The sequence below is a fragment of the Croceibacterium ferulae genome, from assembly GCF_003660445.1.
Taxonomy (GTDB): domain Bacteria; phylum Pseudomonadota; class Alphaproteobacteria; order Sphingomonadales; family Sphingomonadaceae; genus Croceibacterium; species Croceibacterium ferulae.
The window spans coordinates 273,934-296,349 of record NZ_QZVQ01000006.1 but is presented as its reverse complement, the minus strand read 5'-3'; the positions used below and the strand labels follow the sequence as shown (position 1 = coordinate 296,349).

21 protein-coding genes are annotated in these 22,416 nt (G+C 68.3%); 6 read left to right on the top strand and 15 right to left on the bottom strand.

The genetic code is table 11. From position 1 onward, the window contains the following. Positions 1 to 102: 102 nt before the first annotated feature. The 3 genes from ahpC to D5S08_RS08890 all read right to left on the bottom strand — a co-directional run bounded on the left by ahpC (position 103) and on the right by D5S08_RS08890 (position 2,046). Entirely contained in the window at positions 103 to 669 is a 567-nt protein-coding gene (gene ahpC, locus D5S08_RS08900) for an alkyl hydroperoxide reductase subunit C (protein ID WP_121117613.1), read from the bottom strand. 140 nt (positions 670 to 809) lie between these two features. After that, the gene (locus D5S08_RS08895) at positions 810 to 1,379 is read right to left on the bottom strand and encodes a Smr/MutS family protein (protein ID WP_121117611.1); all 570 of its coding nucleotides are present in this window, start codon (positions 1,377 to 1,379) and stop codon (positions 810 to 812) included. Positions 1,380 to 1,410: 31 nt separating this feature from the next. Next, complete coding sequence (locus D5S08_RS08890) at positions 1,411 to 2,046, bottom strand: Tim44/TimA family putative adaptor protein (RefSeq protein ID WP_121117699.1); 636 nt, start codon at positions 2,044 to 2,046, stop codon at positions 1,411 to 1,413. Between the two features lie 284 nt (positions 2,047 to 2,330). On the opposite strand from D5S08_RS08890, the gene secB reads away from it, so the two are divergent. The 4 genes from secB (at position 2,331) to D5S08_RS08870 (ending at position 6,445) form a co-directional block, all read left to right on the top strand. After that, positions 2,331 to 2,873 (top strand): protein-export chaperone SecB, encoded by a 543-nt coding sequence (secB, locus tag D5S08_RS08885; RefSeq protein WP_121117609.1) that lies wholly within the window; start codon positions 2,331 to 2,333, stop codon positions 2,871 to 2,873. A gap of 25 nt (positions 2,874 to 2,898) precedes the next feature. Continuing rightward, positions 2,899 to 4,494: a murein biosynthesis integral membrane protein MurJ gene (murJ, locus tag D5S08_RS08880; protein WP_121117607.1), complete on the top strand. Its 1,596-nt coding sequence runs from the start codon at positions 2,899 to 2,901 to the stop codon at positions 4,492 to 4,494. Positions 4,495 to 4,519: 25 nt separating this feature from the next. Then, positions 4,520 to 5,533 (top strand): tryptophan--tRNA ligase, encoded by a 1,014-nt coding sequence (gene trpS / locus D5S08_RS08875; protein WP_121117605.1) that lies wholly within the window; start codon positions 4,520 to 4,522, stop codon positions 5,531 to 5,533. Positions 5,534 to 5,728: 195 nt separating this feature from the next. Next, a complete protein-coding gene (locus D5S08_RS08870; RefSeq protein ID WP_121117603.1) occupies positions 5,729 to 6,445 on the top strand; it encodes a DUF4136 domain-containing protein in 717 nt (238 codons plus the stop codon). A 59-nt stretch (positions 6,446 to 6,504) separates the two neighbouring features. Here D5S08_RS08870 and D5S08_RS08865 read toward each other — a convergent pair whose 3' ends face one another. From D5S08_RS08865 to D5S08_RS08835, 7 genes are all read right to left on the bottom strand, one after another. After that, the gene (locus D5S08_RS08865) at positions 6,505 to 7,698 is read right to left on the bottom strand and encodes a BaiN/RdsA family NAD(P)/FAD-dependent oxidoreductase (RefSeq protein ID WP_121117601.1); all 1,194 of its coding nucleotides are present in this window, start codon (positions 7,696 to 7,698) and stop codon (positions 6,505 to 6,507) included. A gap of 111 nt (positions 7,699 to 7,809) precedes the next feature. After that, positions 7,810 to 8,268 carry a dUTP diphosphatase gene (gene dut / locus D5S08_RS08860; protein ID WP_121117599.1) on the bottom strand — a complete coding sequence of 153 codons (459 nt, stop codon included), beginning with the start codon at positions 8,266 to 8,268 and terminating at the stop codon, positions 7,810 to 7,812. Continuing rightward, positions 8,261 to 9,493, bottom strand: coding sequence for a bifunctional phosphopantothenoylcysteine decarboxylase/phosphopantothenate--cysteine ligase CoaBC (gene coaBC, locus D5S08_RS08855; RefSeq protein ID WP_121117597.1), 1,233 nt, complete (start codon positions 9,491 to 9,493; stop codon positions 8,261 to 8,263). Before coaBC ends, dut begins: the two co-directional genes overlap by 8 nt. Before the next feature lie 2 nt (positions 9,494 to 9,495). Continuing rightward, positions 9,496 to 10,659 (bottom strand): hypothetical protein, encoded by a 1,164-nt coding sequence (locus tag D5S08_RS08850; protein WP_145963199.1) that lies wholly within the window; start codon positions 10,657 to 10,659, stop codon positions 9,496 to 9,498. Between the two features lie 4 nt (positions 10,660 to 10,663). Further along, on the bottom strand, positions 10,664 to 12,223 hold the full coding sequence (gene ubiB / locus D5S08_RS08845; RefSeq protein WP_121117593.1) for a 2-polyprenylphenol 6-hydroxylase: 1,560 nt from the start codon (positions 12,221 to 12,223) through the stop codon (positions 10,664 to 10,666). A gap of 10 nt (positions 12,224 to 12,233) precedes the next feature. Next, positions 12,234 to 12,980, bottom strand: a complete 747-nt coding sequence (locus D5S08_RS08840) for a class I SAM-dependent methyltransferase (RefSeq protein WP_121117591.1) — start codon at positions 12,978 to 12,980, stop codon at positions 12,234 to 12,236. Next, positions 12,977 to 13,933, bottom strand: coding sequence for a DMT family transporter (locus D5S08_RS08835; RefSeq protein WP_121117589.1), 957 nt, complete (start codon positions 13,931 to 13,933; stop codon positions 12,977 to 12,979). Before D5S08_RS08835 ends, D5S08_RS08840 begins: the two co-directional genes overlap by 4 nt. Positions 13,934 to 13,997: 64 nt before the next feature. Between D5S08_RS08835 and mutM the strand changes: the two genes are divergently transcribed. Next, the gene (mutM, locus tag D5S08_RS08830; RefSeq protein ID WP_121117697.1) at positions 13,998 to 14,813 is read left to right on the top strand and encodes a bifunctional DNA-formamidopyrimidine glycosylase/DNA-(apurinic or apyrimidinic site) lyase; all 816 of its coding nucleotides are present in this window, start codon (positions 13,998 to 14,000) and stop codon (positions 14,811 to 14,813) included. On the opposite strand, the gene D5S08_RS08825 is transcribed toward mutM, so the two are convergent. The 3 genes from D5S08_RS08825 to D5S08_RS08815 are packed head-to-tail and all read right to left on the bottom strand — an operon-like array spanning position 14,810 to position 17,912. Then, entirely contained in the window at positions 14,810 to 16,126 is a 1,317-nt protein-coding gene (locus D5S08_RS08825) for a dicarboxylate/amino acid:cation symporter (RefSeq protein ID WP_121117587.1), read from the bottom strand. The genes mutM and D5S08_RS08825 overlap by 4 nt on opposite strands. Further along, a complete protein-coding gene (gene dapE, locus D5S08_RS08820; RefSeq protein ID WP_241557317.1) occupies positions 16,123 to 17,283 on the bottom strand; it encodes a succinyl-diaminopimelate desuccinylase in 1,161 nt (386 codons plus the stop codon). Before dapE ends, D5S08_RS08825 begins: the two co-directional genes overlap by 4 nt. Next, positions 17,253 to 17,912 carry a glutathione S-transferase family protein gene (locus D5S08_RS08815; RefSeq protein WP_121117583.1) on the bottom strand — a complete coding sequence of 220 codons (660 nt, stop codon included), beginning with the start codon at positions 17,910 to 17,912 and terminating at the stop codon, positions 17,253 to 17,255. Before D5S08_RS08815 ends, dapE begins: the two co-directional genes overlap by 31 nt. Positions 17,913 to 18,147: 235 nt before the next feature. On the opposite strand from D5S08_RS08815, the gene D5S08_RS08810 reads away from it, so the two are divergent. Continuing rightward, positions 18,148 to 19,950: a bifunctional diguanylate cyclase/phosphodiesterase gene (locus D5S08_RS08810; RefSeq protein WP_162301945.1), complete on the top strand. Its 1,803-nt coding sequence runs from the start codon at positions 18,148 to 18,150 to the stop codon at positions 19,948 to 19,950. A 10-nt stretch (positions 19,951 to 19,960) separates the two neighbouring features. On the opposite strand, the gene yihA is transcribed toward D5S08_RS08810, so the two are convergent. Together yihA and yidC are read right to left on the bottom strand one after the other, a co-directional pair. Beyond that, positions 19,961 to 20,620, bottom strand: coding sequence for a ribosome biogenesis GTP-binding protein YihA/YsxC (gene yihA / locus D5S08_RS08805; RefSeq protein ID WP_121117579.1), 660 nt, complete (start codon positions 20,618 to 20,620; stop codon positions 19,961 to 19,963). Next, positions 20,620 to 22,368, bottom strand: a complete 1,749-nt coding sequence (gene yidC, locus D5S08_RS08800) for a membrane protein insertase YidC (protein WP_121117577.1) — start codon at positions 22,366 to 22,368, stop codon at positions 20,620 to 20,622. The genes yihA and yidC overlap by 1 nt, the downstream gene beginning before the upstream one ends. Between the last annotated feature and the right edge of the window lie 48 nt (positions 22,369 to 22,416).

Below are 22,416 nucleotides of genomic sequence, written 5' to 3'. Positions count from 1 at the left end.
ACGCGAAGGCCCGGGGCAACCTGCTCGAAGGGGGGAGAGAGCAGGAGACCCCGGGCCGCGCGACCCGATGCTAGGCTCGGGGTTTATTCGGGTGCGGCAGCCTTACAGCTTGCCGACCAGATCCAGCGAGGGGGCCAGCGTGTCTTCGCCTTCTTCCCACGCGGCCGGGCAGACCTGGCCGGGGTTGTTGCGGACATACTGCGCCGCACGGATCTTGCGGACCAGTTCGTTGGCATTGCGGCCGACGCCTTCCGAAGTGATCTCCATGATCTGGATCACGCCGTCGGGATCGATCACGAAGGTCGCGCGATCGGCCAGGCCGCTTTCCTCACGCAGAACGCCGAAGTTCTTGGACAGCGTGTGCAGCTGGTCACCCAGGAAGGCGTACTTGATCTTGCCGATCTTCTCGGACGTGTCGTGCCATGCCTTGTGGGCGAAGTGGGTGTCGGTCGACACGCCGAACACTTCCACGCCCAGCTTCTGCAGCTGCTGGTAATGCTCGTTCAAATCCTCCAGCTCCGTCGGGCAGACGAAGGTGAAATCGGCCGGGTAGAAGAAGAAGATCGCCCACTTGTTGGCGATGTCGGCTTCCGTCACGTCGAAGAACTCGCGGCCTTCCTGGTAGGCGGTCGCCTTGAACGGCTTAATGGTGCTGCCGATGATACCCATGGGTCAGATGCTCCGATGTGCGTTGGTGAATGTCTCGAAAGGGCAGATAGTGCGGTGCACCATCCTTCGCCAATGCAACATTCCGATTGCGGTGATCGATTGCGGCAATCGGTGATGCAGATGCGACGAGCGAAATCGATCTATCGCGAACGCCGCAGCACCAGATAAAGCGCGCCGTCGCCACCATGGCGGCGATGCGCGGCGCGGATCGCCACAACGTCGCTGGCATGCGGACCGGCGGCCAGCCAGTCCAGCACCTTGGCGCGGATGGCACCGCGCCGTGTGCCGCGATCGGCTGCCTCCACCGGGCGGGGGCGACCCGTCACCAGCAGCACCAGCCGCGCGCCCATCAGCCGTGCTTGCCCCAGCCCGAGGTTCAGCCGGTCATAGGCCTGGTCCAGTGTGTGTCCGTGCAGGTCGATGGTGAAGTCGGGGGCGATGGCCGCCTTGGCCAGCCGGCGCTCCCACCCTGAATCGAGGCCGGCCTGCTGAGCCAGCGGGGGCACGCGGCCCTTGTCCGGCTGCGGCGGGGCCGGGATGGCGGGCACCGCCGCCTTGCGTGGAACCTTCGCCGGAGGCGCCATCGGCGGCGCGGCGGCGGGCTTGGGTGCCGGCGGCAGGATGCGGCCGGGCAGCGGCGTCACGCTACGCGCCAGCCGGCTCCAGAGCGCCTGCTCGTCGGCGGAGAGACCGCGCGGCGGGCGGGCCATGGCAGGGAAACGAGGGTAGCCGGCGAGCGGCTCAGCCCTCGTCTGTCTCGTCCAGCACCCAGTCGGGGTCAGCGGAGGACACGTCGCGGCTGAAGGTCCAGATGTCGCGCGCCTCGATCGCGTCGACCAGCGATCCGGCAATGACATTGCCGTCGCGGTCGCGCGTCACCGCGGCGACGTCCGCCACGAACAGCACGGCGATGCGGGCGGTGCTGCCATGAAGGGTGGCACCTTCGATCCGCACGTCCTCGATCCGGACCAGGCGATTCTCCAGCGTCTCGCCATTGGCCTCGCGCGCGTCGATCGCGGCGGCGAAGCTGGCATAGACGTCATCATCGCACAGGCTGCGCAGCTCCTCGCGATCGCCGCGCCAGAACGCTTCCAGGATCATGCGGTAGGCGCCGCGCGCACCGGCGGTGAACTGGCCCACATCGAACTGGCGGTCGACCGCGGCGATCTGCCGCAGCGATCCTTCGACCGCGGCGGACACGCCGGGGATCTCGCGCTGCGCCTCGTTCGGACGGCGGGCTTCCGGCTGCGGCTGCGCGATGGGACGCGAAGCGGCGCCTTCGCTGCGTTCGAAACGGGTCGGCACCGGCTCCTCCTCATGCTCGGCCCGGCGGCCCAGCACGGAATAGAGACGCAGCCCCAGAAAGGCGGCGATCATGGCGAGGATGACGATCTCGATCACGTGTTTGTCCCGCTGCGGACCGGCCCATCGCAAGGTGCCGGCCCTGAGTAATCCTGTGCTAGTGCCAAAAATAGGCGTCCAACACAAATCCGCAACGTGCGAGACGGTACAAGGGGCCCGGCAGTATGGGCTTATCGGCCCCGTTGCAGCGGTGCGGGGGCAATGCTACGCGGCGCGCCTGTCATCTTCCGCCGGCGCGCGGCATCTCCCCGGCGGGGTTCATGCCGTCGCGCCTGCACTCCAGCTGAAAGTACACCATCATGGCCGATCAGGGCGACGTGCTCACCAACCTCGACAACATCACGGGCGGCAATGGTGCCAACGGCGCCAATGGCCATGACAACCAGCCCATCGCCGGGCTGGTGACGCAATATGTGAAGGACCTGTCGGTCGAGAACCCGCGCGCGCCGGACAGCTTCCAGTGGACGGAGCAGCCGCAGCTGGACGTGCAGTTCAACATCGGCGCACGCCAGATCAATGACGAGTTCACCGAGGTGGAGCTGAAGATCACCACCTCCGCCAAGAGCAGCCAAGGCACCGCCTACATCGTGGAGCTGTCCTATTGCGGGCTGGTCGGCATGCGCAACATGACCGAAGACCAGCGCCACGCCTTCTCCTATGCTGAGGCGCCGCGCATCCTATTCCCCTTTGCCCGGCGCGTGATCGCCGATGCGGTGCGCGATGCCGGTTTCCAGCCGCTGCTGCTGGACCCGATCGATTTCAACAGCCTGTACCTGCAGCAGCTGCAGCAGCAGCGCCAGCAGGCCGAACAGCTGGCGGGCGAGCCGGCGGGCGAGGCCTGATCGAACAAAGGCAGGGGACAGGCCGGTGAGTCTGGTCCGTAATGTCGGCACGATCGGCGGGCTGACCGCGGTCAGCCGCGTGTTCGGCTTTGTACGCGACATGCTGGTGGCCCGCGTGCTGGGCGCAGGGCTGGCGGCGGATGCCTGGCAGCTGGCCTTCACCCTGCCCAACACCTTCCGCCGGCTGTTTGCCGAAGGCGCATTTTCCGTAGCCTTCGTGCCGATGTACACCCGCCGGCTGCATGGCGAAGACGGCGGTGAGGAGGCGGCAGACCGCTTCGCGGGTGATGTGCTGTCCGTCTTCGTATGGGTGCTGCTGGGCTTCTCGGCCCTTGCCATGCTCGCCATGCCGGGGATCGTCTGGCTGCTGGCGCGCGAATATCAGGCGGTGCCGGGCAAGTTCGAGCTGGCGGTGAGCCTGTCGCGCGTCACCTTCCCCTATCTGCTGCTGGTCAGCCTGGTGGCGATGCTGTCCGGCCTGCTGAATGCGCGCAGCCGGTTCGCGCCGGGCGCCTTCGTGCCGGTATTGCTGAACATCCTGCTGATCGCCGGAGTCGTCAGCGGCTATTACTGGCGGCAGGACAGCGGCAGCGACGTGTCGGTCGCCTATGCGCTGGCGATCGCGCTGTCAGCCGCTGGCGTGGCGCAGCTGGCCTACATGGCCTGGGCGACGCGGCGGGCGGGCGTGCGGTTGCGGGTGACCTGGCCGCGCTTCACGCCGGACGTCCGGCGGCTGGGCATGCTGATCCTGCCGGCTACCTTCGGCGCGGGCATCTACCAGATCAGCCAGCTGGTCGACACGTTCTTCGCCACTAGCCTGCCGCAGGGGTCGCTGACGCTGCTGAAGCTGGCGGACCGGCTGAACCAGATGCCGCTGGGCATCTTCGGCATCGCGCTGGGCACCGCCATCCTGCCGATGCTGGCCCGCCATATCCAGGGTGGCGACATGCGGGAGGCGCAGCGGCTGCAGGCCAATGCGGTGGAGGTGGCGACGCTGCTGACCCTGCCCGCCGCCGCCGCGCTGGCGATCTGCGCGCCGGCCTTCGTCACCGCCTTCTTCGTGGGCGGCAAGATGACGCTGGCGAATGGCGCGATCATGGCGAACATCGTGGTGGCGCTGGTCTGCGGTCTGCCCGCCTATGTGCTGGTGAAGGTGTTCCAGCCGGCCTTCTTCAGCCGGGAGGATACGCGCACCCCGGTGTGGAGCGCGGCCGGCACGCTGGCGGTGAACATTGCGCTCAATTTCTATGTCGTGCCGCGGTACGGCATCGTCGGGCTGGCGGCGGCGACCGCCTTTACCGCGACGCTCAACGTGGCGGTGCTGTACGTGGTGCTGCAGCTGCGCGGCTGGTTCCGCTTCACGGCGAAGCTGGGCACGCGCATCGCGCGGCAGCTGGTGGCGACCGGCGTGATGAGCGCCGCGCTGTGGGTGCTGATGCCGCTGCTGGCGCCGTTCTTCGGCGGATCGGTGATCGAGCGGGTGCTGTCGCTGGCGGTGCTGGTCGGCGTGGGCGTGGCGGTGTTCTTCGCCATCGCCTACGTCATCGGCGCGATCGACCGGGACCTCCTCGCCCAGCTGCGCCGCCGCCGTCCGGCGAAACCGGTCGATCTTGCCGAGTAGGGGCGATGTGCTAGGGCCTGTGCCCATGCGTATCGTCTCCGGCATCCAGCCCACCGGGCAGCTTCACCTCGGCAATTATCTTGGCGCCATCCGCAACTGGGTGCGCATGCAGGACGAGCTGCCGGAAGGGGCGGAATGCCTGTTCTTCCTGGCGGACATGCACGCCATCTCCATGCCGCACGACCCGGCCGCCTTGCGCGCCGGCACGCTGGAGCTGGCGGCGGCGCTGGTCGCCTGCGGCATCGATCCGGCGCGATCGATCCTGTTCAACCAGGCGCAGGTGCCCCAGCATGCGGAGCTGCAATGGCTGCTGAACGGCACGGCCCGGATGGGCTGGCTCAGCCGCATGACGCAGTTCAAGGACAAGTCCGGCAAGAACCGTGAAGGCGCCAGCGTGGCGCTGTTCACCTACCCCGTGCTGCAGGCGGCGGACGTGCTGCTGTACCAGGCGACGCATGTGCCGGTGGGCGAGGACCAGAAGCAGCATCTAGAGCTGGCCCGCGACATCGCGCAGAAGTTCAACAACGACTTCGCTTCGGAAGACGCACCGGTCTTCACCCTGCCCGATCCGATCATCCCGCCGGCAGCTGCGCGGATCATGAGCTTGCGCGATGGCAGCGCCAAGATGAGCAAGTCGGACCCGTCGGACATGAGCCGGATCAACCTGACCGACTCGGCTGACGAGGTTATGAAGAAGGTCAAGAAGGCCAAGACCGATCCCGAGCCGCTCCCGGCCGAGTCGGCCGGGCTGGCCGGACGGCCAGAGGCGCTGAACCTCGTCACCATCTATGCCGCGCTGACCGACTCATCGGTCGACCGGGTGCTGGCAGAGCATGCGGGCCAGGGCTTCGGCGCGTTCAAGCCGAAGCTGGGCGAGCGGCTGGTGGAGGTGCTGGCGCCGATCACCGCCCGCTTCACGCAGCTGCTGGACGACCGCGCCGCGCTGGGCCAAGTGCTGGCGGATGGTGCCGACCGCGCCCGTGACCTTGCAAGGCCTACGCTGGAGCAGGCCTACAGCGCGTTGGGCATGGTGCGTTAAACATACCGCAAGGTAGCGGCTGCCAATAAACTTATCGTTAGTGCGCAACCACTTACCAGCCGAACGCGTTCAATCAGCGTTCACCGCGCCGCGCCTATAGCCCGGGCTATCGCATAAAGATCGGGCAGCATTATATACAGGCGGGTCGCATAAGGGGCCTGACCGTGCTGGCCCGGCATCGCTGGAGAAGACTGCATGTCGTTCCTGTCCAATTATTCCCGCCGAGCGAAGCTGGCCGCCGTGCCGTTGCTGCTGCTGGGTGTCGCTGCCTGCGCCAGCCCGTTCCGCGCAGATGTTTCCCGCTTCCAGGCACAGCTGCCCGCACCCACGGGCCAGACGTTTGCCGTGGTGCCCGAAGATCCGCAGCTGGCCAACAGCCTGGAATTCGCCACCTATTCCAACTGGGTCGCCCAGGAAATGCAGCAGCTGGGCTATGCCCGCGCGCCGTCGCAGGACAGCGCCACGCTGCTGGTCCGGTTCGATTACGGCGTCGACAATGGGCGCGAGCGGATCCGCACAACACCCGGCCTCGGCCCCTGGAGCGCCTGGGGCGGCGGGTATGGCGGTGGCTTCGGTCGCTTCGGCCGCTGGGGAGGCAGCCCGTGGGGCTATGGCTGGAACTCGGCCTTCTTCGGCGGTGGCTGGGGCGGCGGCTATGGCGCCTTTGGCGGTCCGGATGTCCGCAGCTACACCGTCTATACCAGCGGCATCGACGTGAAGATCGACCGCGTGGCCGATGGGCAGCGCCTGTTCGAAGGCAAGGCGCAGGCCGTGTCGTCCAGCAATCGCCTGCAATATCTGGTGCCCAACCTGGTGGAAGCCATGTTCACCGACTTCCCCGGCAATTCGGGCGAGACGCTGCGCATCTCCATCGCGCCGGAAGACCAGCCGGTGGCGCGTTCGCGCAACTGAGCGCAGGTTCGAGCGACATGAGACAGGCGGCGGTCCAGCGATGGGCCGCCGCCTTTTCTCTATATGGCCTGTCCTGCCGCCCAGCCGCTGGCCCAGGCCCACTGGAAATTGTAGCCTCCCAGCCAGCCGGTGACATCCACCGCCTCCCCGATGAAGTGCAGTCCCGGCAGATGGCGCGCTGCCATGGTCTGGCCGGAGAGGCCGGTGGTGGCGACACCGCCCGCAGTCACCTCCGCCTTGGCATAGCCCTCGCTGCCATTCGGGGTGAAGCGCCAGCCGGCCAGCCGGTCCTCTGCCGCCGCCAGCTTCGCATCGGCCATGCCGATCAGCTCTCCGCTCAGACCGAGTCGTTCCGCCAGCGCTTCCGCCAAGCGTTCGGGCAGGTGGCGGGCCAGCAGGCGCGGCAAAGTCTGGCGCGGCGTCTCCCGCTTGGCCTGCCGCAACCAGCCGGTGCCGGCTTCCGGCAGGAAGTCGATCACCACCGGCTGGCCGTGGCGCCAGTAGGACGACACCTGCAGGATCGCCGGACCGGACAGGCCGCGATGGGTGAACAAAGCTGCCTCCCGGAAGCTGGTCTTGCCGGCGGTCGCGGCGACGGGCGCGGCGATACCGGACAATTGCCGGAACATCAGTTCCTCGCCCGGCAGGGTCAGCGGCACCAGGGCGGGGCGCGGCTCCACCACTTTCAGCCCGAAACGGCGTGCCAGGTCATAGGCGAAGCCGGTCGCGCCCAGCTTGGGGATCGACGGCCCGCCGGTGGCAACGACAAGCGCCCGCGCCTGCCACTCCTGCCCGCCCGCCGACACGCGGAACAGACCGTCGGCATGGGTCACATCGGTGATCGCCTGCCCGCATTGGACATCCACCTGCCCATCCTGCGCCGTCGCAGCGGCACATTCGTCCAGCAGCAGGTCCACGATCTGCCGGGCGGAGCCGTCGCAGAACAGCTGGCCCAGCGTCTTTTCGTGCCAGGCGATGCCATGACGGTCGACCAGTTCCACGAAGTCGGCCGCGGTGTAGCGTGCCAAAGCGGAGCGGGCGAAATGCGGATTGGCGGACAGGAAGCGGTCGGGCGCGGTGGCTATATTCGTGAAATTGCAACGGCCGCCGCCGGAGATCAGGATCTTGTTGCCCGGCTGTTCCGCATGATCGAGCACCAGCACCCGGCGCCCGCGCTGCCCGGCCACGCCGGCGCACATCAGCCCCGCCGCGCCTGCGCCCAGGACGATGGCATCATAGGAAGGGCTGCTCATGACCACTTCGTCACTGCGAGCCCGCGCGAGCGGGCGTGGCAGTCCAGGGCGGCCGGCGCCGCGCGTGTGGCCCTGGATTGCTTCGCTTCGCTCGCAATGACGAAGCTGCGGTCAGAGACGGGCATGGCCGCCGGTCGAGCCGAAGCCGCCGGTGCCGCGGGCGGTCTCGTCCAGCGAATCGACCTCGTCCCACGCGGCCTGCACCACGGGGGCCAGCACCAGCTGCGCCACGCGGTCCCCGCGCTGGATGGCGAAGGGCTCCGCGCCGTGATTCAGCAGGATCACCTTCAGTTCGCCGCGATAATCGCTGTCCACGGTGCCGGGGGTGTTGGGCACGGTAATGCCGTGCTTCAGCGCCAGGCCGGAACGGGGGCGGACCTGGATCTCGTATCCGGGCGGGATGGCCAATGCCAGACCGGTGGCAACCGCGTGGCGGTCACCGGGGGCGAGGGTCACGTCCTCTGCCGCCAGCACGTCCATGCCGGCCGCGCCGACCGTGGCATAGGCGGGCAGCGACAGGTCCGCGCCATGCGGCAGGCGCAGGATGCGAACGGGGATCGGATCAGTCATGGGCACGGCCGTCCAGCGCCTCGGCAATGCGGGCGACGAGCCGGCGGGCGACCTCGTCCTTCGGCAGTTGGGGCCAGCTTTCTGCACCATTGGCGGTGACGAGGTGGATCTGGTTGGCGGTGCCGCCCATCACATCGCCCGACACATCGTTGGCGACGATCCAGTCGGCGCCCTTGCGAGCGCGCTTCTCCGCCGCGCTGGCGCGCGGATCGCCGGTCTCGGCCGCGAAGCCGACCAGCAGGCTGGGCCGCTGCGGGTGGTGGCCGAGATCGGCCAGGATATCGGGATTGGGCTGGAGGCGGATGCCGGTATCGGTCAGCGCGCTTTTCGGCAGCTTGCCCGCGGCAGCGTCGGCAGGGCGCCAGTCGGCCACGGCGGCGACCATCACCGCGGCATCGGCCGGCAGCGCGGCGATGACCGCCGCCTGCATCTCGGCGGCGCTTTCCACATCCACCCGGTCGACCCCCACGGGCGTCGGCAGCGCGACCGGACCGGACACCAGCGTGACGCGCGCGCCCGCCTCCGCCGCGGCAGCGGCGATGGCGAAGCCCTGGCGCCCGCTGGAACGATTGCCGATGAAGCGCACCGGATCGATCGCCTCATGCGTCGGCCCGGCGGTGACCAGCAGGTGCCGGCCATGCAGGGGACGAGGCCTGTCGGGCGCGAAATCGGGCTGGCCGGCCAGGGGATCCGGCAGGAGGCGCATGATCTCCGCCGCGATCTGCTCCGGCTCCGGCAGGCGGCCGGGGCCGTATTCGCCGCAGGCCATCGGGCCTTCGTCCGGCTCCATCACCGTCACGCCATCGGCGCGCAGCGTGGCGAGGTTGCGCTGTGTGGCGGGGTGCTGCCACATGCGCACATTCATCGCCGGCACCGCCAGCACGGGGGTGTCGGTCGCCAGCAGCAGCGTGGTGGCGAGATCGCCGGCGAGGCCGCCGGCCATCCTGGCCAGCAGGTCCGCCGTGGCGGGGCACACCACCACCAGGTCCGCCGCACGGCTGAGCTGGATATGGCCGATCTCCGCCTCCTCGCCTGCATCCCACAGCGAGGTATGCACCCGGTTGCCGGACAAGGTGGCCAGCGTCATGGGCGTGACGAACTGGGCGCCGGCATCGGTCAGCACGCAGGTGACGGCGATGCCCTGCCGCGCGAGCAGGCGCACCAGTTCGCAGGATTTGTAGGCGGCGATCCCGCCACCGATGATCAGCAGGATGCGGCGATCCATGCTCATGCCCCGATCAGCGTGCCGTGCCGCCGTGCACGGCGGCCCAGTGCCGACTGCACCCAGTCCGCCAGCGCGCGCGGCGCCAGCGCCAGGCCGATGAAATAAGCGGGAAGCATCAGCAGCACCCAATAGAAGGTGTTGGACCGCGCGAACAGGGCGACGGCGACACTCATGCCCCCGAACCACAGCAATGCGAACAGGCCGGTGCGCCCACCCAGCCCGGCCCAGCCGACCAGCGCCAGCAGCGCGGCGGGGCCCGCAACCCATGCCGGGACGCGCTGCAGCGGAGTCACGTCGGCAAAGCTGCCCCAGACCAGCGGCAGGCCCAGCATCTCGGTCCAGCCCGGCGATTGCGGATCGTTCGGCAGCTGCGCCGCATGCACCGCAAAGGCATGCAGCGCGATCGCGGCGATGCACAGCGCCAGCAGCAGCAGAACGGCGCGCAGTTCCGTCCATCGGCGCCCGGTCAGCGCGACAAAGGCCCAGACCAGCACGAAGGGCAGCGCCAGTTCGCGCACCAGCACCGCCAGCAGCACGGCGATCCAGGCCGGCCACCAGCGGCCCGGGCGATAGAGCGCGAAGCCGAGCGAGAGCAGCAATCCGGCGATGACATCGTGCTTCAGCCCGACCATCGGCAGCACCGCCTGCCATCCCGCGACGATCGTCAGCGCCAGCACCAGCAAGCGCTCCGGCAGGGAGGTAACGTGACGCAGATGCGCCGCCCAGGCGAGCCCGGTTCCGGCGAGCAGTCCGAGGCCAAGCCACTTCCACGCCAGCGGCCCCAGCAGCACGGAAGCCCAGGCGATCGTCGGCATGCGCACGGTGACGAAGGGGCGCGTCGGGTAATGATTGTTGCGCTGTTCATCCAGCGCGACGGTGTAGTAGTTCTCGCCCCGGTCGACCCGATCGTTGATGCGCTGATACAGCGCCAGGTCGCCCTTGCGCCCCGAAGCGCGCTTCTTGGCGACCTCCGCCGCGCGTGCCTGCTTCACCTCGTCGAACCGCTGGGTCGCCGCACCGCTCCACACCAGTGCCAGTGCCAGCAGGACCAGGCCGATCAGCGCCGCACCGGGGCGCAGCGCGCGGAAGGGGCGGCCAAGCGCCTCCACCCGGCCCAGCGGAGTGAGCGGCCGCACGCGCGGGCCGATGACAGTACCCAGCATCACGGGGTCAACCGATCCATCCGGTCAGCGTGCCGACCCAGACCAGCACGCCACCCGCGGCAGCCGCGAGGAGGTAGCCGGGCCAGAACCGGCCCTTGCCCTGCCCGCGGCGCTCCCAGATCAGGTCGACCTTGGCCAGCGGCGGCGGATCGGGCGCGCCGCCCTTCGGCGGGTATCGTTCCTCCATGCGGCGGATCAGGCCGGGCAGGCGCAGCAGCGTTTCGGCGTCGGTGCGCAGGCGATCGGCCAGCGCCGCCTCAGGCCCCAGTTCGTCACGAATCCAGCTGCGCACGAAGGGCGCAGCCACGTCCCACATGTTGATGGCGGGATCGAGCTGGGTGGCGATGCCTTCGACCATCACCATGGTCTTCTGCAGCAGCAGCAGGTGCGGCTGGGTCTGCATGTCGAAATCGCGGGTGATGGCGAACAGCCCGTCCAGCATCTGGCCGACCGACAGCTCGCTGACCGGCTTGCCGCGCATCGGCTCGCCCACGGCGCGCAGCGCGGTAGCGAACTCCTCAACCGAATGGTGGGCCGGGACGTACTGCGCCTCGAAATGGATCTCCGCCACGCGGCGGTAATTGCCCGTGGTGAGGCCGTAGAGGATTTCCGCCAGCCATTGCCGGGCGCGCTTGTCGATACGGCCCATGATGCCGAAATCGATGGCCACGATGCCGCCATCGGCGCGCACGAACAGATTGCCCTGGTGCATGTCGGCATGGAAGAACCCGCCGCTGATCGCCTGTGTCAGGAAGGCGAGCACCAGCCGGCGGGCGAGGTCCGGCATGTCGTGGCCGGCGGCGCGCAGGGCGGCGATGTCGGCGATCTTGATGCCGTCGATCCATTCGACCGTCATCACCCGGCCATTGGTCCGGTCCCACTCGATCGCGGGCACGTTGTAGCCGGCGAAGCCGCGCATGGCCTCGGCCAGTTCGCTGGCGCTGGCGGCCTCGCGGCGCAGGTCCAGCTCGCGATTGGTCCAGCGCTTGAAATTGGCGATGGTCAGGCGCGGGCGCAGGCGGCCGGCTTCCCCGCCCAGCGCCTCCAGATGAGCCGCCGCCCATTCATAGGTGTCGATGTCGCGCGCCAGCCGTTCGCGCACGCCCGGACGCAGCACCTTGATGGCGACGGTGCGGCCGTCAAGCGTCACGCCCTTGTGGACCTGCGCGATGGAGGCGGCGCCGACCGGTACCGGATCGACGGAGGCGAACAGCCGGTCCAGCGGCGCCTCGAAACTCGATTCGATCGCTGCCCGGATGCCGTCAAACGGCACAGGCGGCAGATTGTCCTGCAGGCTGAGCAGATTGTTCGCCGCTTCGTCGCCCACGATATCAGGCCGGGTCGCGAGCGACTGGCCCAGCTTGATCGCCGCCGGGCCGATCGCGCGGAATGCGGCCGCATAATCGGGCGCTTCCTTCTGCCGCGTACCCAGCCGCGCGATGCGGACCAGGCGGCGCACCGGCGCGGGCGTATTGGGATTGCGCTCGATCCCGCGCAGCGCGCCATGGCGGGCGAGCGTGCGGCCCCAGCCCAGCAGGCGCAGGATATGCGTGGCAGGTGCGGTCATCGAGGGGTGTTCAGGCCTTCCAGCCGGAATGGATCGCGACGGCGCCGCCCAGGATCGGCTCCACCTTGGTGCGCACGAAGCCTGCCTTGCGGATCATGCCTTCGAATTCCGGCATGGACGGAAAGCGGCGGATCGATTCGACCAGATAGCGGTAGCTTTCCGCATCGCCGGCGATCGCCTGCCCGATGCGCGGCACCAGCTGGTGGGAGTACAGGTCGTACGCTTCCTTGAAGCCTGGCCAGGTGGTGGTGGAAAACTCCAGGCAGAAGAACCGCCCGCCATAGCGCAGCACGCGATAGGCCTCGTCCAGGCCGGCCTGCACATCCGTCACGTTGCGGATGCCGAAGGCGATGGTGTAGGCGTCGAACACCTTGTCGGGGTAGGTCAGCTGGCTGGCGTCCTGCCGTGACCAGACCAGCGTGTCGATCCCGCGTTCCACCGCCCGTTCTATGCCGACATCCAGCATGTCCTGGTTGATGTCGGCCACCGTCACCGATGCGCCGCCGGCGGCGAGCCGGAAGGCGATATCGCCCGTGCCGCCGGCCATGTCCAGGATCGCCTCTCCGGCGCGGGGCTTCACCCGGCGCACGAAGCGGTCCTTCCACAACCGGTGCATGCCCACGCTCATGGCGTCGTTCATGACGTCGTATTTGGCCGCCACGTTGCTGAACACGGCGCCGACGCGCCGGGTCTTCTCCTCCGGCGCGACATCCTGATAGCCGAAGGAAACCTGCTGTGCGCTTGCGTTGTCGATCATGCCCTGTCCTCTAGCGGTGCCGGGCTGCCTGCGCCAGCAGCGGATTGGCGGGAGCCGAGCGCCGACAGGGCAATGCCTGCCACGATCGCCGCCATGCCGGCGAAGTGGTAGGGGTGCAGCGCCTCGCCCAGCAGCCCCGCCGACAGGAAGGCGCCGAACAGCGGCATCAGCGTCAGCGTCTGCGTGGCGCGGGCCGGGCCGACCACCTCCGCCGCCCAATTGTAGATCAGGTAGGAGACGAGCGAGGGCAGTATGCCGACATAGAGGAACGCGGCCACCGCCCCGCCCGACCAGTTGACGACAAGGCCCTGCCTATTCTCCCATGCTGCCAGCGGCGCCATGGCGATGATACCGATGACGAAGGTCACGGCCACCAGGCTGGTGCCGGCCACCAAGGGCTTCAGGCGCAGCAGCAGGGTATAGAACGTCCAGACCAGTGCCGATCCCAGCAGGAACAGGTCCGCACGGCCCAGCGCCAGCCGCATGGCGGCAGCCAGGTCGCCCCTGAACACGATCGTCGCCACACCAGCAATGGAGGCGGCGATGCCGAGTACCCGCAGCAGCGTGGTGCGCGTGCCGAACAGCACCCGGTCCAGCACCGTCACCAGCGCCGGGGTCAGCGCCTGCAGCAGCAGCGCATTGGTGGCGGTGGAATGTTGCAGCCCGGTATAGAGCAGCGCGTTGAACGCGCCGATGCCCAGCAGGCCAAGCAGCAGGACGACGAGCCAGCTGCGCATCAGCGCCGCCCGATCCCGCCGCAGCTGCCCCCAGGCGAAGGGCAGGATGATGGCCGCGGCAATCACCCATCGGCCCAGCGCCAGGGTGAAGGGCGGGATGTCCAGCCGGAACGCCCGTGCGACGATGGAATTGCCGGCCCACAGCAGCATGACCAGCCCGAGCAGGGCGAAGGCTTGCCACTGGCGGCGGTCGGGGGGCAATGCTGCGGCGGGCATGGTGCGGCCCTTAGCGATAGCGGCGCAGCTTGGCGACAGGCAGGGCTGCGCCTATCTGCAGGCCATGCCGGAACTGCCAGAAGTCGAGACCACGATGCGTGGCCTGTCCCGCGTGCTCGATGGCGCTCGATTGGAACGGGTGGAGCCGCGCCGGCCGGACATGCGCTTCCCCTTCCCGCCCGATCTGGTGCAGGCATTGACCGGCGCGCGGGTCACCGGGCTGGACCGGCGGGCGAAGTATGGCCTGATCCACACGGACCGGGACCGCACGATGATCTTCCATCTGGGGATGAGCGGACGCTGGCGGATCGACCCGGACGAGATCGGCAGGCACGACCACCTGCTGCTGGGCACAGGCGATCGCCTCTTGGCGCTGTGCGATCCCCGGCGCTTCGGCTTCGTGGCGCTGGCCGATACGCCGCTGCTGCAGGAGTACCCCGCCTTTGCCGCCATGGGGCCGGAGCCGCTGGGCGCGGAGCTGACGGCGGCGCACCTCCATGCCGCGTTCGCGGGCCGCAAGCAGGCGGTCAAGCTGCTGCTGCTGGACCAGCGGATCGTGGCGGGGCTGGGCAACATCTATGTGTGCGAGGCGCTGCACCGGGCGCGGATCGACCCGCGCAAACCCGCCGGGGCGGTATCGCGGGCCGCGCTGGCGCGGCTGGTGCCGGCGATCCGCGCCGTGCTGGAACTGGCCATCGAACAGGGCGGATCATCCTTGCGCGACTATGCGCATCCCGATGGCCAGCTGGGCTATTTCGCCAGCTCCTTCGCCGTGTACGACCGGGAAGGCGAGCCGTGCCTGCGCGATGATGGCGGCACGATCACCCGCATCGCGCAAGGCGGGCGCAGCACCTGGTACTGCCCGCGCTGCCAGCGCTAGGCCGGCGCGGCATCTTTCTCAGAAAGGGTGGAGATCGTCTGCGCGGCGACCAGATCGCCCACCACGTTCAACGCGGTGCGGCACATGTCCAGGAAGCGGTCGACGCCCAGGATCAGGCCGATGCCTTCGGGCGGTACGCCCACGCTGGCCAGGATCAGCGCCACCACCGGCAACGATCCGCCGGGCACGCCGGCCGTGCCGATGCCGGCCAGGATCGCCACCAGCATGACGAACAGCTGATCACCCAGCGTCAGGTCCACGCCGAAGAACTGCGCCAGGAACAGCACGGTGACGCCTTCGAACATGGCGGTGCCGTTCTGGTTGGCGGTCGCCCCGATGGTCAGCACGAAGCGGGCCACCCGAGGAGGCAGCTTCAGCTCCGTATCCGCGATACGCAGCGCAGTGGGCAGCGTGGCATTGGAACTGGCGGTGGAAAAGGCCATGATGCTGGCCTCCCGCGTCTCCCGGAAGAAGGCGACGGGGCTCTTCTTCGCGACAAAGGCCAGGATGGCGGAGAACACGCCGAACATCTGCAGCGAAAGCGCCAGCAGCACCACTGCGACATAGGCGGCCAGCTTGAACAGCAGGTCCCAGCCGAACTGGGCCGACAGGTTGAACATGAAGCAGAAGATGGCGATCGGGGCGAGCTGGATGACGATGCCGATCAGCCGCATGGCGATTTCGAACAGCCCCTCGATCCCGTCCTTCAGCGATGCGGTGCGGCGGGTCTGCACCAGCAGCATGCCGATGCCGAACACCAGCGCGAAGAACATCACGGCCAGGATGTCGTTATCGGCCATGGCGGCGATGATGTTGCTGGGCACGATGGCGATCAGCTGGGCAATCCCCGGCTGCGTTTCCGAACTGGCGGCGACAATGCTGGCGGCGCCCTGCCCGCCCTGGGCCAGCAGCTCGCGCGCGGCGACAGGGTCCACGCCATCGCCCGGACGCAGCACGTTCACCACCAGCAGCGCCAGCGCCACGGAGATGGAGGAGACTACGATCGTATAGGCCAGCGTACGCAGGCCGATCTTCTTGAGCTCGCGGATCTCGCCCATCTCGGCCACGCCGATCACCAGCGCGCTGAACAGCAGCGGGATCACCAGCATGAACAGCAGCCGCAGGAAGACCTGCCCGATCGGCCCGGTGACATAGGTCACCACAGTTTCGATCCAAGCGGCACCCGGCGTCAGAGTATAGGCGCCGAGGCCGATCACCAGCCCGGCGACGAAGCCGATCAGGATGCGCCATTGCAGCCGTCCGTGGCCGATCGGTGCGGCTTCGGCCGCAATCTGTTCGGCATCGGTGCTCATGCTGCAACTCCTGGTTCAAGCGCCGCCGCTGCGATGCGGCTGTAGATACGAGTGAGGCCATGCAAATCTGCCAGCGCGACGGCCTCGTCCCGCTTGTGCATGGTGGCATTGTTCAGGCCCAGCTCGATCACCGGGCACAGGGCTGTCAGGAACCGCGCATCGGACGTGCCACCGCCCGTGGAGGCTTCGGGTACCAGCCCGACCTCCGCCTGCACGGCATCGGCCACCAGCTGCGAAAAGGTGCCCGGCCGGGTCAGGAAGGGCTCGCCCGAAATGACGGCGCGGGCCGTGCCGCCGTGGCCTGCCGCGATAGCAGAGACGCGATCCGCGAGGCCCTGCCCGGTATGCAGGTCATTGAAGCGGATGGAAATGCGCGCGCTGGCCCGGCCGGGGATGACGTTGGTCGCCGGATTGCCGATGGCGATCTCTGTGATCTCCAGGTTCGAAGGCTGGAACCAGTCGGTCCCGTTATCCAGCACCAGCGCGTCCAGCTCCGCCAGCAGGGCGACCAGTCGGGGCGCGGGATTGTCCGCCAGGTGGGGATAGGCGACGTGCCCTTCCTGCCCTGCGACCTCCAGCCAGATATTGACCGAACCGCGTCGCCCGATCTTCATCGTGTCGCCCAGCCGGTGCACGCTGGTGGGTTCGCCGACCAGGCACAGGTCCGGGCGGATGGCGTGTTCGTGCATCCAGTCGATCAGCGCGCGGGTGCCGTGGACCGCCTCGCCTTCCTCGTCCCCCGTGATGATCAGGCTGATCGTGCCGGCTTCGGCGGGAATGGCGGCGCAGGCGGCGACGAAGCAGGCAATCGCGCCCTTCATGTCCACCGCGCCGCGCCCGTAAAGCAGATCGCCGCGCACCTCCGGCACAAAGGCGTCTCCGGTCCAGCCTTCGCCGGCGGGCACCACGTCCAGATGGCCGGCGAAGGCGAAATGCCGGCTGCCGGGCGGGCCGTGGCGGATGGCAAGGCAGTTCTCGACCTCTCCGCCCGCGACAAAGCGGTGGCAGGTGAAGCCCAGCGGTTCAACCATGGCGGACAGCGCGTCGAATACCGCCCCACGCGCCGGCGTCACGCTGGCGCAGGCGAGCAGGCGGGCGGCAAGCTCCGGGGCGGCGGTCGGGCTAATCAGGCCACCTCGAACTGTTCGATGACCCACTCCTCCGCCTCTGCCGCGGTGATCCATTCCTGCATCCAGGCATGATCCCATACCGCCTGCATATAGGCCTGCGCGAAGCCGGGCACGCCGATGCCATAGGTCACGAAGCGGCTGATCACGGGCGCGTAGAAGATGTCGGCCGCGCCGAAGGAGCCGAACAGGAACGGCCCGCCGGCGCCAAAGCGCGCGCGCGCCTCCGCCCACAGGCCCAGGATGCGCACGATGTTCTCCCGCGCGTCCTCCGTCAGGGTCAGGCCGGTGATGCGGCGGCGGATGTTCATCGGGCACAGCCGGCGCAGCGGCAGGTATCCGCTGTGCATTTCGGCCACCATCGCCCGGGCCATGCCGCGCGCGGCCGGATCCTTGGGCCAGAAGCGGTCGCGCCCGACCTTGTCGCCGAGATAATCGAGGATGGCGAGCGAGTCCCACACGACCACCTCGTCATCCCACAAGACGGGCACCTTGCCGGCGGACGGCTGGAACTCGCCATCCAGTCGCTTGGTCGTCTGCCAGTCATCCCCGTCGATATGGACGGTCAGCTCCTCGAACGGCAGGCCGGACTGGCGCGCGGCCAGCCAGCCACGCAGCGACCAACTGGAATAATTTCTGTTGCCGATGATCAGCTTCACGCAGGCCTCCGCTGCAAGTTCGCGTCCCCCGCGCAATCGCGCGCACCTGTCCGGGTCAGCCCGGCCTGTGTGGGACTTCCTAATCACTCCGGTTGCTCCTTGTCGAGGCGGAACAGTGTCGCGGGGACAGGCATTGACCGGCACAACTTGCACAATCGCGTTTTTTGATCCCCCGCTAACGCCGTCTTTACTGCAGCGGCGGCAACAATGTGGCGGACAGGCCATTGGGGGCTTTATGATCGATGGGGGAACTGCGGCGGCCGATGCGCCGGCAGCCGACAGCCATGCCGCGGAAGCCTTGTTCCGGCCGGTTGCCGCCATGGGCGCGCTGGCTGTTCACGGCTTTACGGTGCTGCCGCCGCTGCCCGGCATCGCGCTGACCGCGTGGCTGCCGCAGGCGCTCGGCAGCTTCGCGGCGGTGCATGGCCAGTCCGGCGGGCGGCGCCTGTTCTGCCGCCTCGATCCGCTTAGCCACGCCGACGACACCCTGCCCGCCCGCCTGGCGGCGCTGATGGCGCAGCACGGCATGGCGCCGGGCGACCTGGTGCTGGAACTGGCGAGTACGGAACAGACTCTGTCGCCCGCCCTGGTCCACAGCCTGACCGAACGCGGCCTGCGCGTGGCATTGGCCGATTTCGGACGGGGGCAGAGCGGGCTGGAGTGCCTGGTCGATGCCCGTCCCGATTACCTGAAGCTGGGCCCCCGGTTCACCGCCGGCATCGCCAACAACACGCGCGCACAGGCCGTGATGGCCAAGCTGATCGGGCTCGGCCATGCGCTGGGAGTGCCGGCCATTGCCACGCAGGTCGTGGCGGAGGCCGATTTCCGCCTGCTGCGCGAACTGGGCTGCAACATGGCGGAAGGTGATCTGATCGGCACCGCCACCTCCGTCCCTTCGGCTGGCGGCATTCCGGAGTTGGCCAAGCGGCTGGGGCGCGGTTCCGCCATCCCACCGCGCATCGCCGACCTGATGATGATCGTGCAGCCGCTGACCGCCAGCGACACGTTGACGGACGTGGTCACCCGCTTCCGCCAGGGCGTGCCGCTGGGCATGCTGCCGGTGGTGGACGATGCCGGCCAGGTTCTGGGTGCGGTGTTCGAACGGGATTTGCGCACCTATCTGTTCAGCGATTTCGGCGCGGCGCTGATCGAGAATCGCGGGCTGCGCCGCAACGTGGTCGAACTGATCCGCCCCTGCCCGGTGGCGGAGGCGACCGCCGCGATCGAGGCGATCGTCGAAAGCTACATGATTGCGCCCGATGCGCGCGGCCTGGTGCTGACGCTGGACGGTCGGCTGGCCGGCATGATGAGCAGCCACAATGTGCTGCAGCTGACCAGCGAACGCGCCGTCGCCGACGCGCAGGACCGCAACCCGCTGACCGCGTTGCCGGGCAACGCTTCCATCCGGCGGTATCTGTCACGATCCGGCGTGGGGCATCCGCACACGGTGATCTTCTTCGACTTCGACAATTTCAAGGCGTTCAACGACGCCTATGGCTTTGCCGAAGGGGATCGGGTGATCCTGCATTTCGCCGATGTGCTGCAGGCGGCCGGGCGGGAGCATGGCGGCTTTGTCAGCCATGTGGGCGGAGACGACTTCTTTGCCTGCTTCCCGCTGGAAGAACATGCCGCGGACCTGGTCACGCGCCGGTTGCTGGACACGTTCCGGCGGCGGGCGGAGGCGCATTACAGTCCGGAACACCGCGCCGCCGGCGGCTTCCGCGGCAAGGACCGCTATGGCGAACAGCGCTTCTTCCCGCTGATCCGCGCCGCCGCGGTGCTGCTGCATCTGCCGGCCGACCGTCAGGAGCTGGAGCCGGACGAGATCGTCGCCGCGCTGGCCCGAGGCAAGAGCGCCGCCAAGGCCAGCGTGGAAGGGCTGCACCGCATCAGCCTGGACGCCCTGCTGGCCAGTCGCGACACGCGCGCAGGGGAATGGCCGACGACCAGCCGGCATGGTCCACGCTCAAGCTTCCTGGCCGAAGCACCGGTGGTCGCATTCCCGCCGGCACCGGCCCTGGCGCAGGCGCGGCGCTAGACCCGGGCGATCAGCGCTGCATCGCATCCGCCAGGATGGCGGCGCGCAGTTCCGGAATGCCCATCCCCTTCTCGGCGCTGGTGACGTGCAGCTGCGGATAGGCGGCCGAATGCTTGCGCGCCTCCGCCGCGACAGAAGCGCGGGTCGCCTCCAGTTCGCTGGCCTTCACCTTGTCCGCCTTGGTCAGCACCAGGCGATAGCCGACGGCGGCCTCGTCCAGCATCTTCATCATTTCCAGGTCAGGCGGTTTCACGCCGTGTCGGCTGTCGATCAGCACCAGCGTCCGGCGCAGCACCGTGCGGCCCATCAGGAAGGTGCGGACCAGCTGCTTCCAGCGTTCCACCACCTTCACCGGCGCCTTGGCGAAGCCGTAGCCGGGCATGTCGACCAGCCGCATCTGCACCGGTTCGCCCACATTGAAGAAGTTCAGCTCCTGCGTGCGGCCCGGCGTGACGGAAGCGCGGGCGATCGCCTTCCGCCCGGTGACAGCATTGATCAGGCTGCTCTTGCCCACATTGGACCGGCCGCTGAAGGCGACTTCCGGAAAGTCGCCGTCCGGCAGGAATTGCAGCTCGGGGGCGGAGAGCAGGAACTCGATCTTGCCGGCGAACAGGATTCGCGCCTGTTCCAGCAGTTCAGGCGGCAGTTCGGGGGGAACGAGCGTTTCCATCAGATCGCCTTCTTCGCTTCTGCGGCACGGGCCTTTTCCTCGCGCTCCCGCTCCATCGCCTCCTTCAGCTGCGGATGGCGCGCATACAGGTAACGCTGCTGTGCCACCGTCAGGATGTTGCTGGTGATCCAGTAGATCAGCAGGCCCGCGGCGAACGGCGCCATCACGAACATCAGCACCCACGGCATGATCATGAATATCTGCTGCTGCGTGGGGTCCATCGCGGCCGGGTTCAGCTTGAACTGCAGCCACATGGAGATGCCCAGCAGCACCGCCAGCACGCCGATCGCCAGGAAGCTGGGCGGGTCGAAGGGCAGCAGGCCAAAGCCGTTCAGGATGGTGGCCGGATCGGGAGCGGACAGGTCGCGGATCCACAGCACGAACGGCTTGTGGCGCATCTCGATCGCGATCAGCAGCACCTTGTACAGCGCGAAGAAGACCGGGATCTGCAGGAACATCGGCAGACAGCCCGCCAGCGGGTTGACCCCTTCCGCCCGGTACAGCTTGCCGATCTCCTGCTGCAGCTGCGCGCGGTCATCCTTGTAGCGTTCCTGCAGCGCCTTCATCTTGGGCTGCACCGCGCGCATCTGCGCCATGCTGGCAAAGCCCTTCTGCGCGATCGGGAACATCAGGCCGCGGATGATCACCGTCAGCAGGATGATGGCGACGCCGAAATTGCCCGTCGCATCGAACAGCGTGCGCAGCAGCCAGAAGATCGGCTTCATGAACCAGCGGAACCAGCCCCAGTCGATCGCCAGGCCGAAATTCGTGACGCCCCCATCCTCGTACCGGTCCAGCACCTCGCTTTCCTTGGCGCCGGCGAACAGCCGGGTGGTGCGGCTGGCCTGCTGGCCCGTGGCAAGCGTGACCGGATCGTAGATCAGGTCGGCGCGGTAGTCGGCATCGCCCAGCGCCCGGTAGGTGCCGGTGACGCGCGCGCCATCCTGCGGGATCAGCGCGGACAGCCAGTAGATGTCGGTGAAGCCGATCCAGCCGGTGGCGCCAGCCGGATTGGCGGTGCCGGCCTCGTCCACATCGTCATAGTCCCAGGCGAAATCGACCGATCCGCCGAACAGGCCGATCGGGCCGGAATGGACATTCCACGTGCTTGCGCTGGCGGTGCGGCTGGTACGATTGATGAACGCGTAAGGCCGCAGTGCGACCGTTCCGGCACCGGCATTGCCGACCGTCTGCCGCACAGTCAGCATGTAGAATTCGTCGATGTCGAAGCGGATCGTGAAGACCTGCCCCTGCCCGTTGTTCCAGGTCAGCGTGACCGGGCGGCCGGGCGCCAGCGGGTCGCCGCTCGTCTGCCACACCGTCTCGGCACCCGGTACCGCCACGCCTGCGCCGACCCAGCCAAACTGCGCGAATTGCTGTGTCGGCGTACCGGCAGGAGCAAACAGGCGCACGGGACCGCTGTCGCGATCGACCGTCTGCCGGTGCGTCTTCAGCTGGATGTCGTCGATCCGCGCGCCGACCGGATTGATCGAACCGGCGACTTCCGGCGCATCGATTCGCACGCGGTTGGCGCTGGCGAGTGCGGTCTGCACATCCTGCACGCGCATCTCGCCCGTCGTGGGCTCGGGCATGCCGGCCTCGACCGCGGCGCGCTGCACCGGCGTATCGGCCACCGGGGTCACCGGGTTGGCCGGTTCCGGATAGAAGCGGCCCATCGCAAAATCGAAGCCGAGCAACAGCACCAGGCTCAGCAACACGGCGATGATCAGGTTACGCTGATTGTCCAAGACGTTGAATCGCTTTCACTTGTGATGGCGGCGATCGGGCCTGCACGA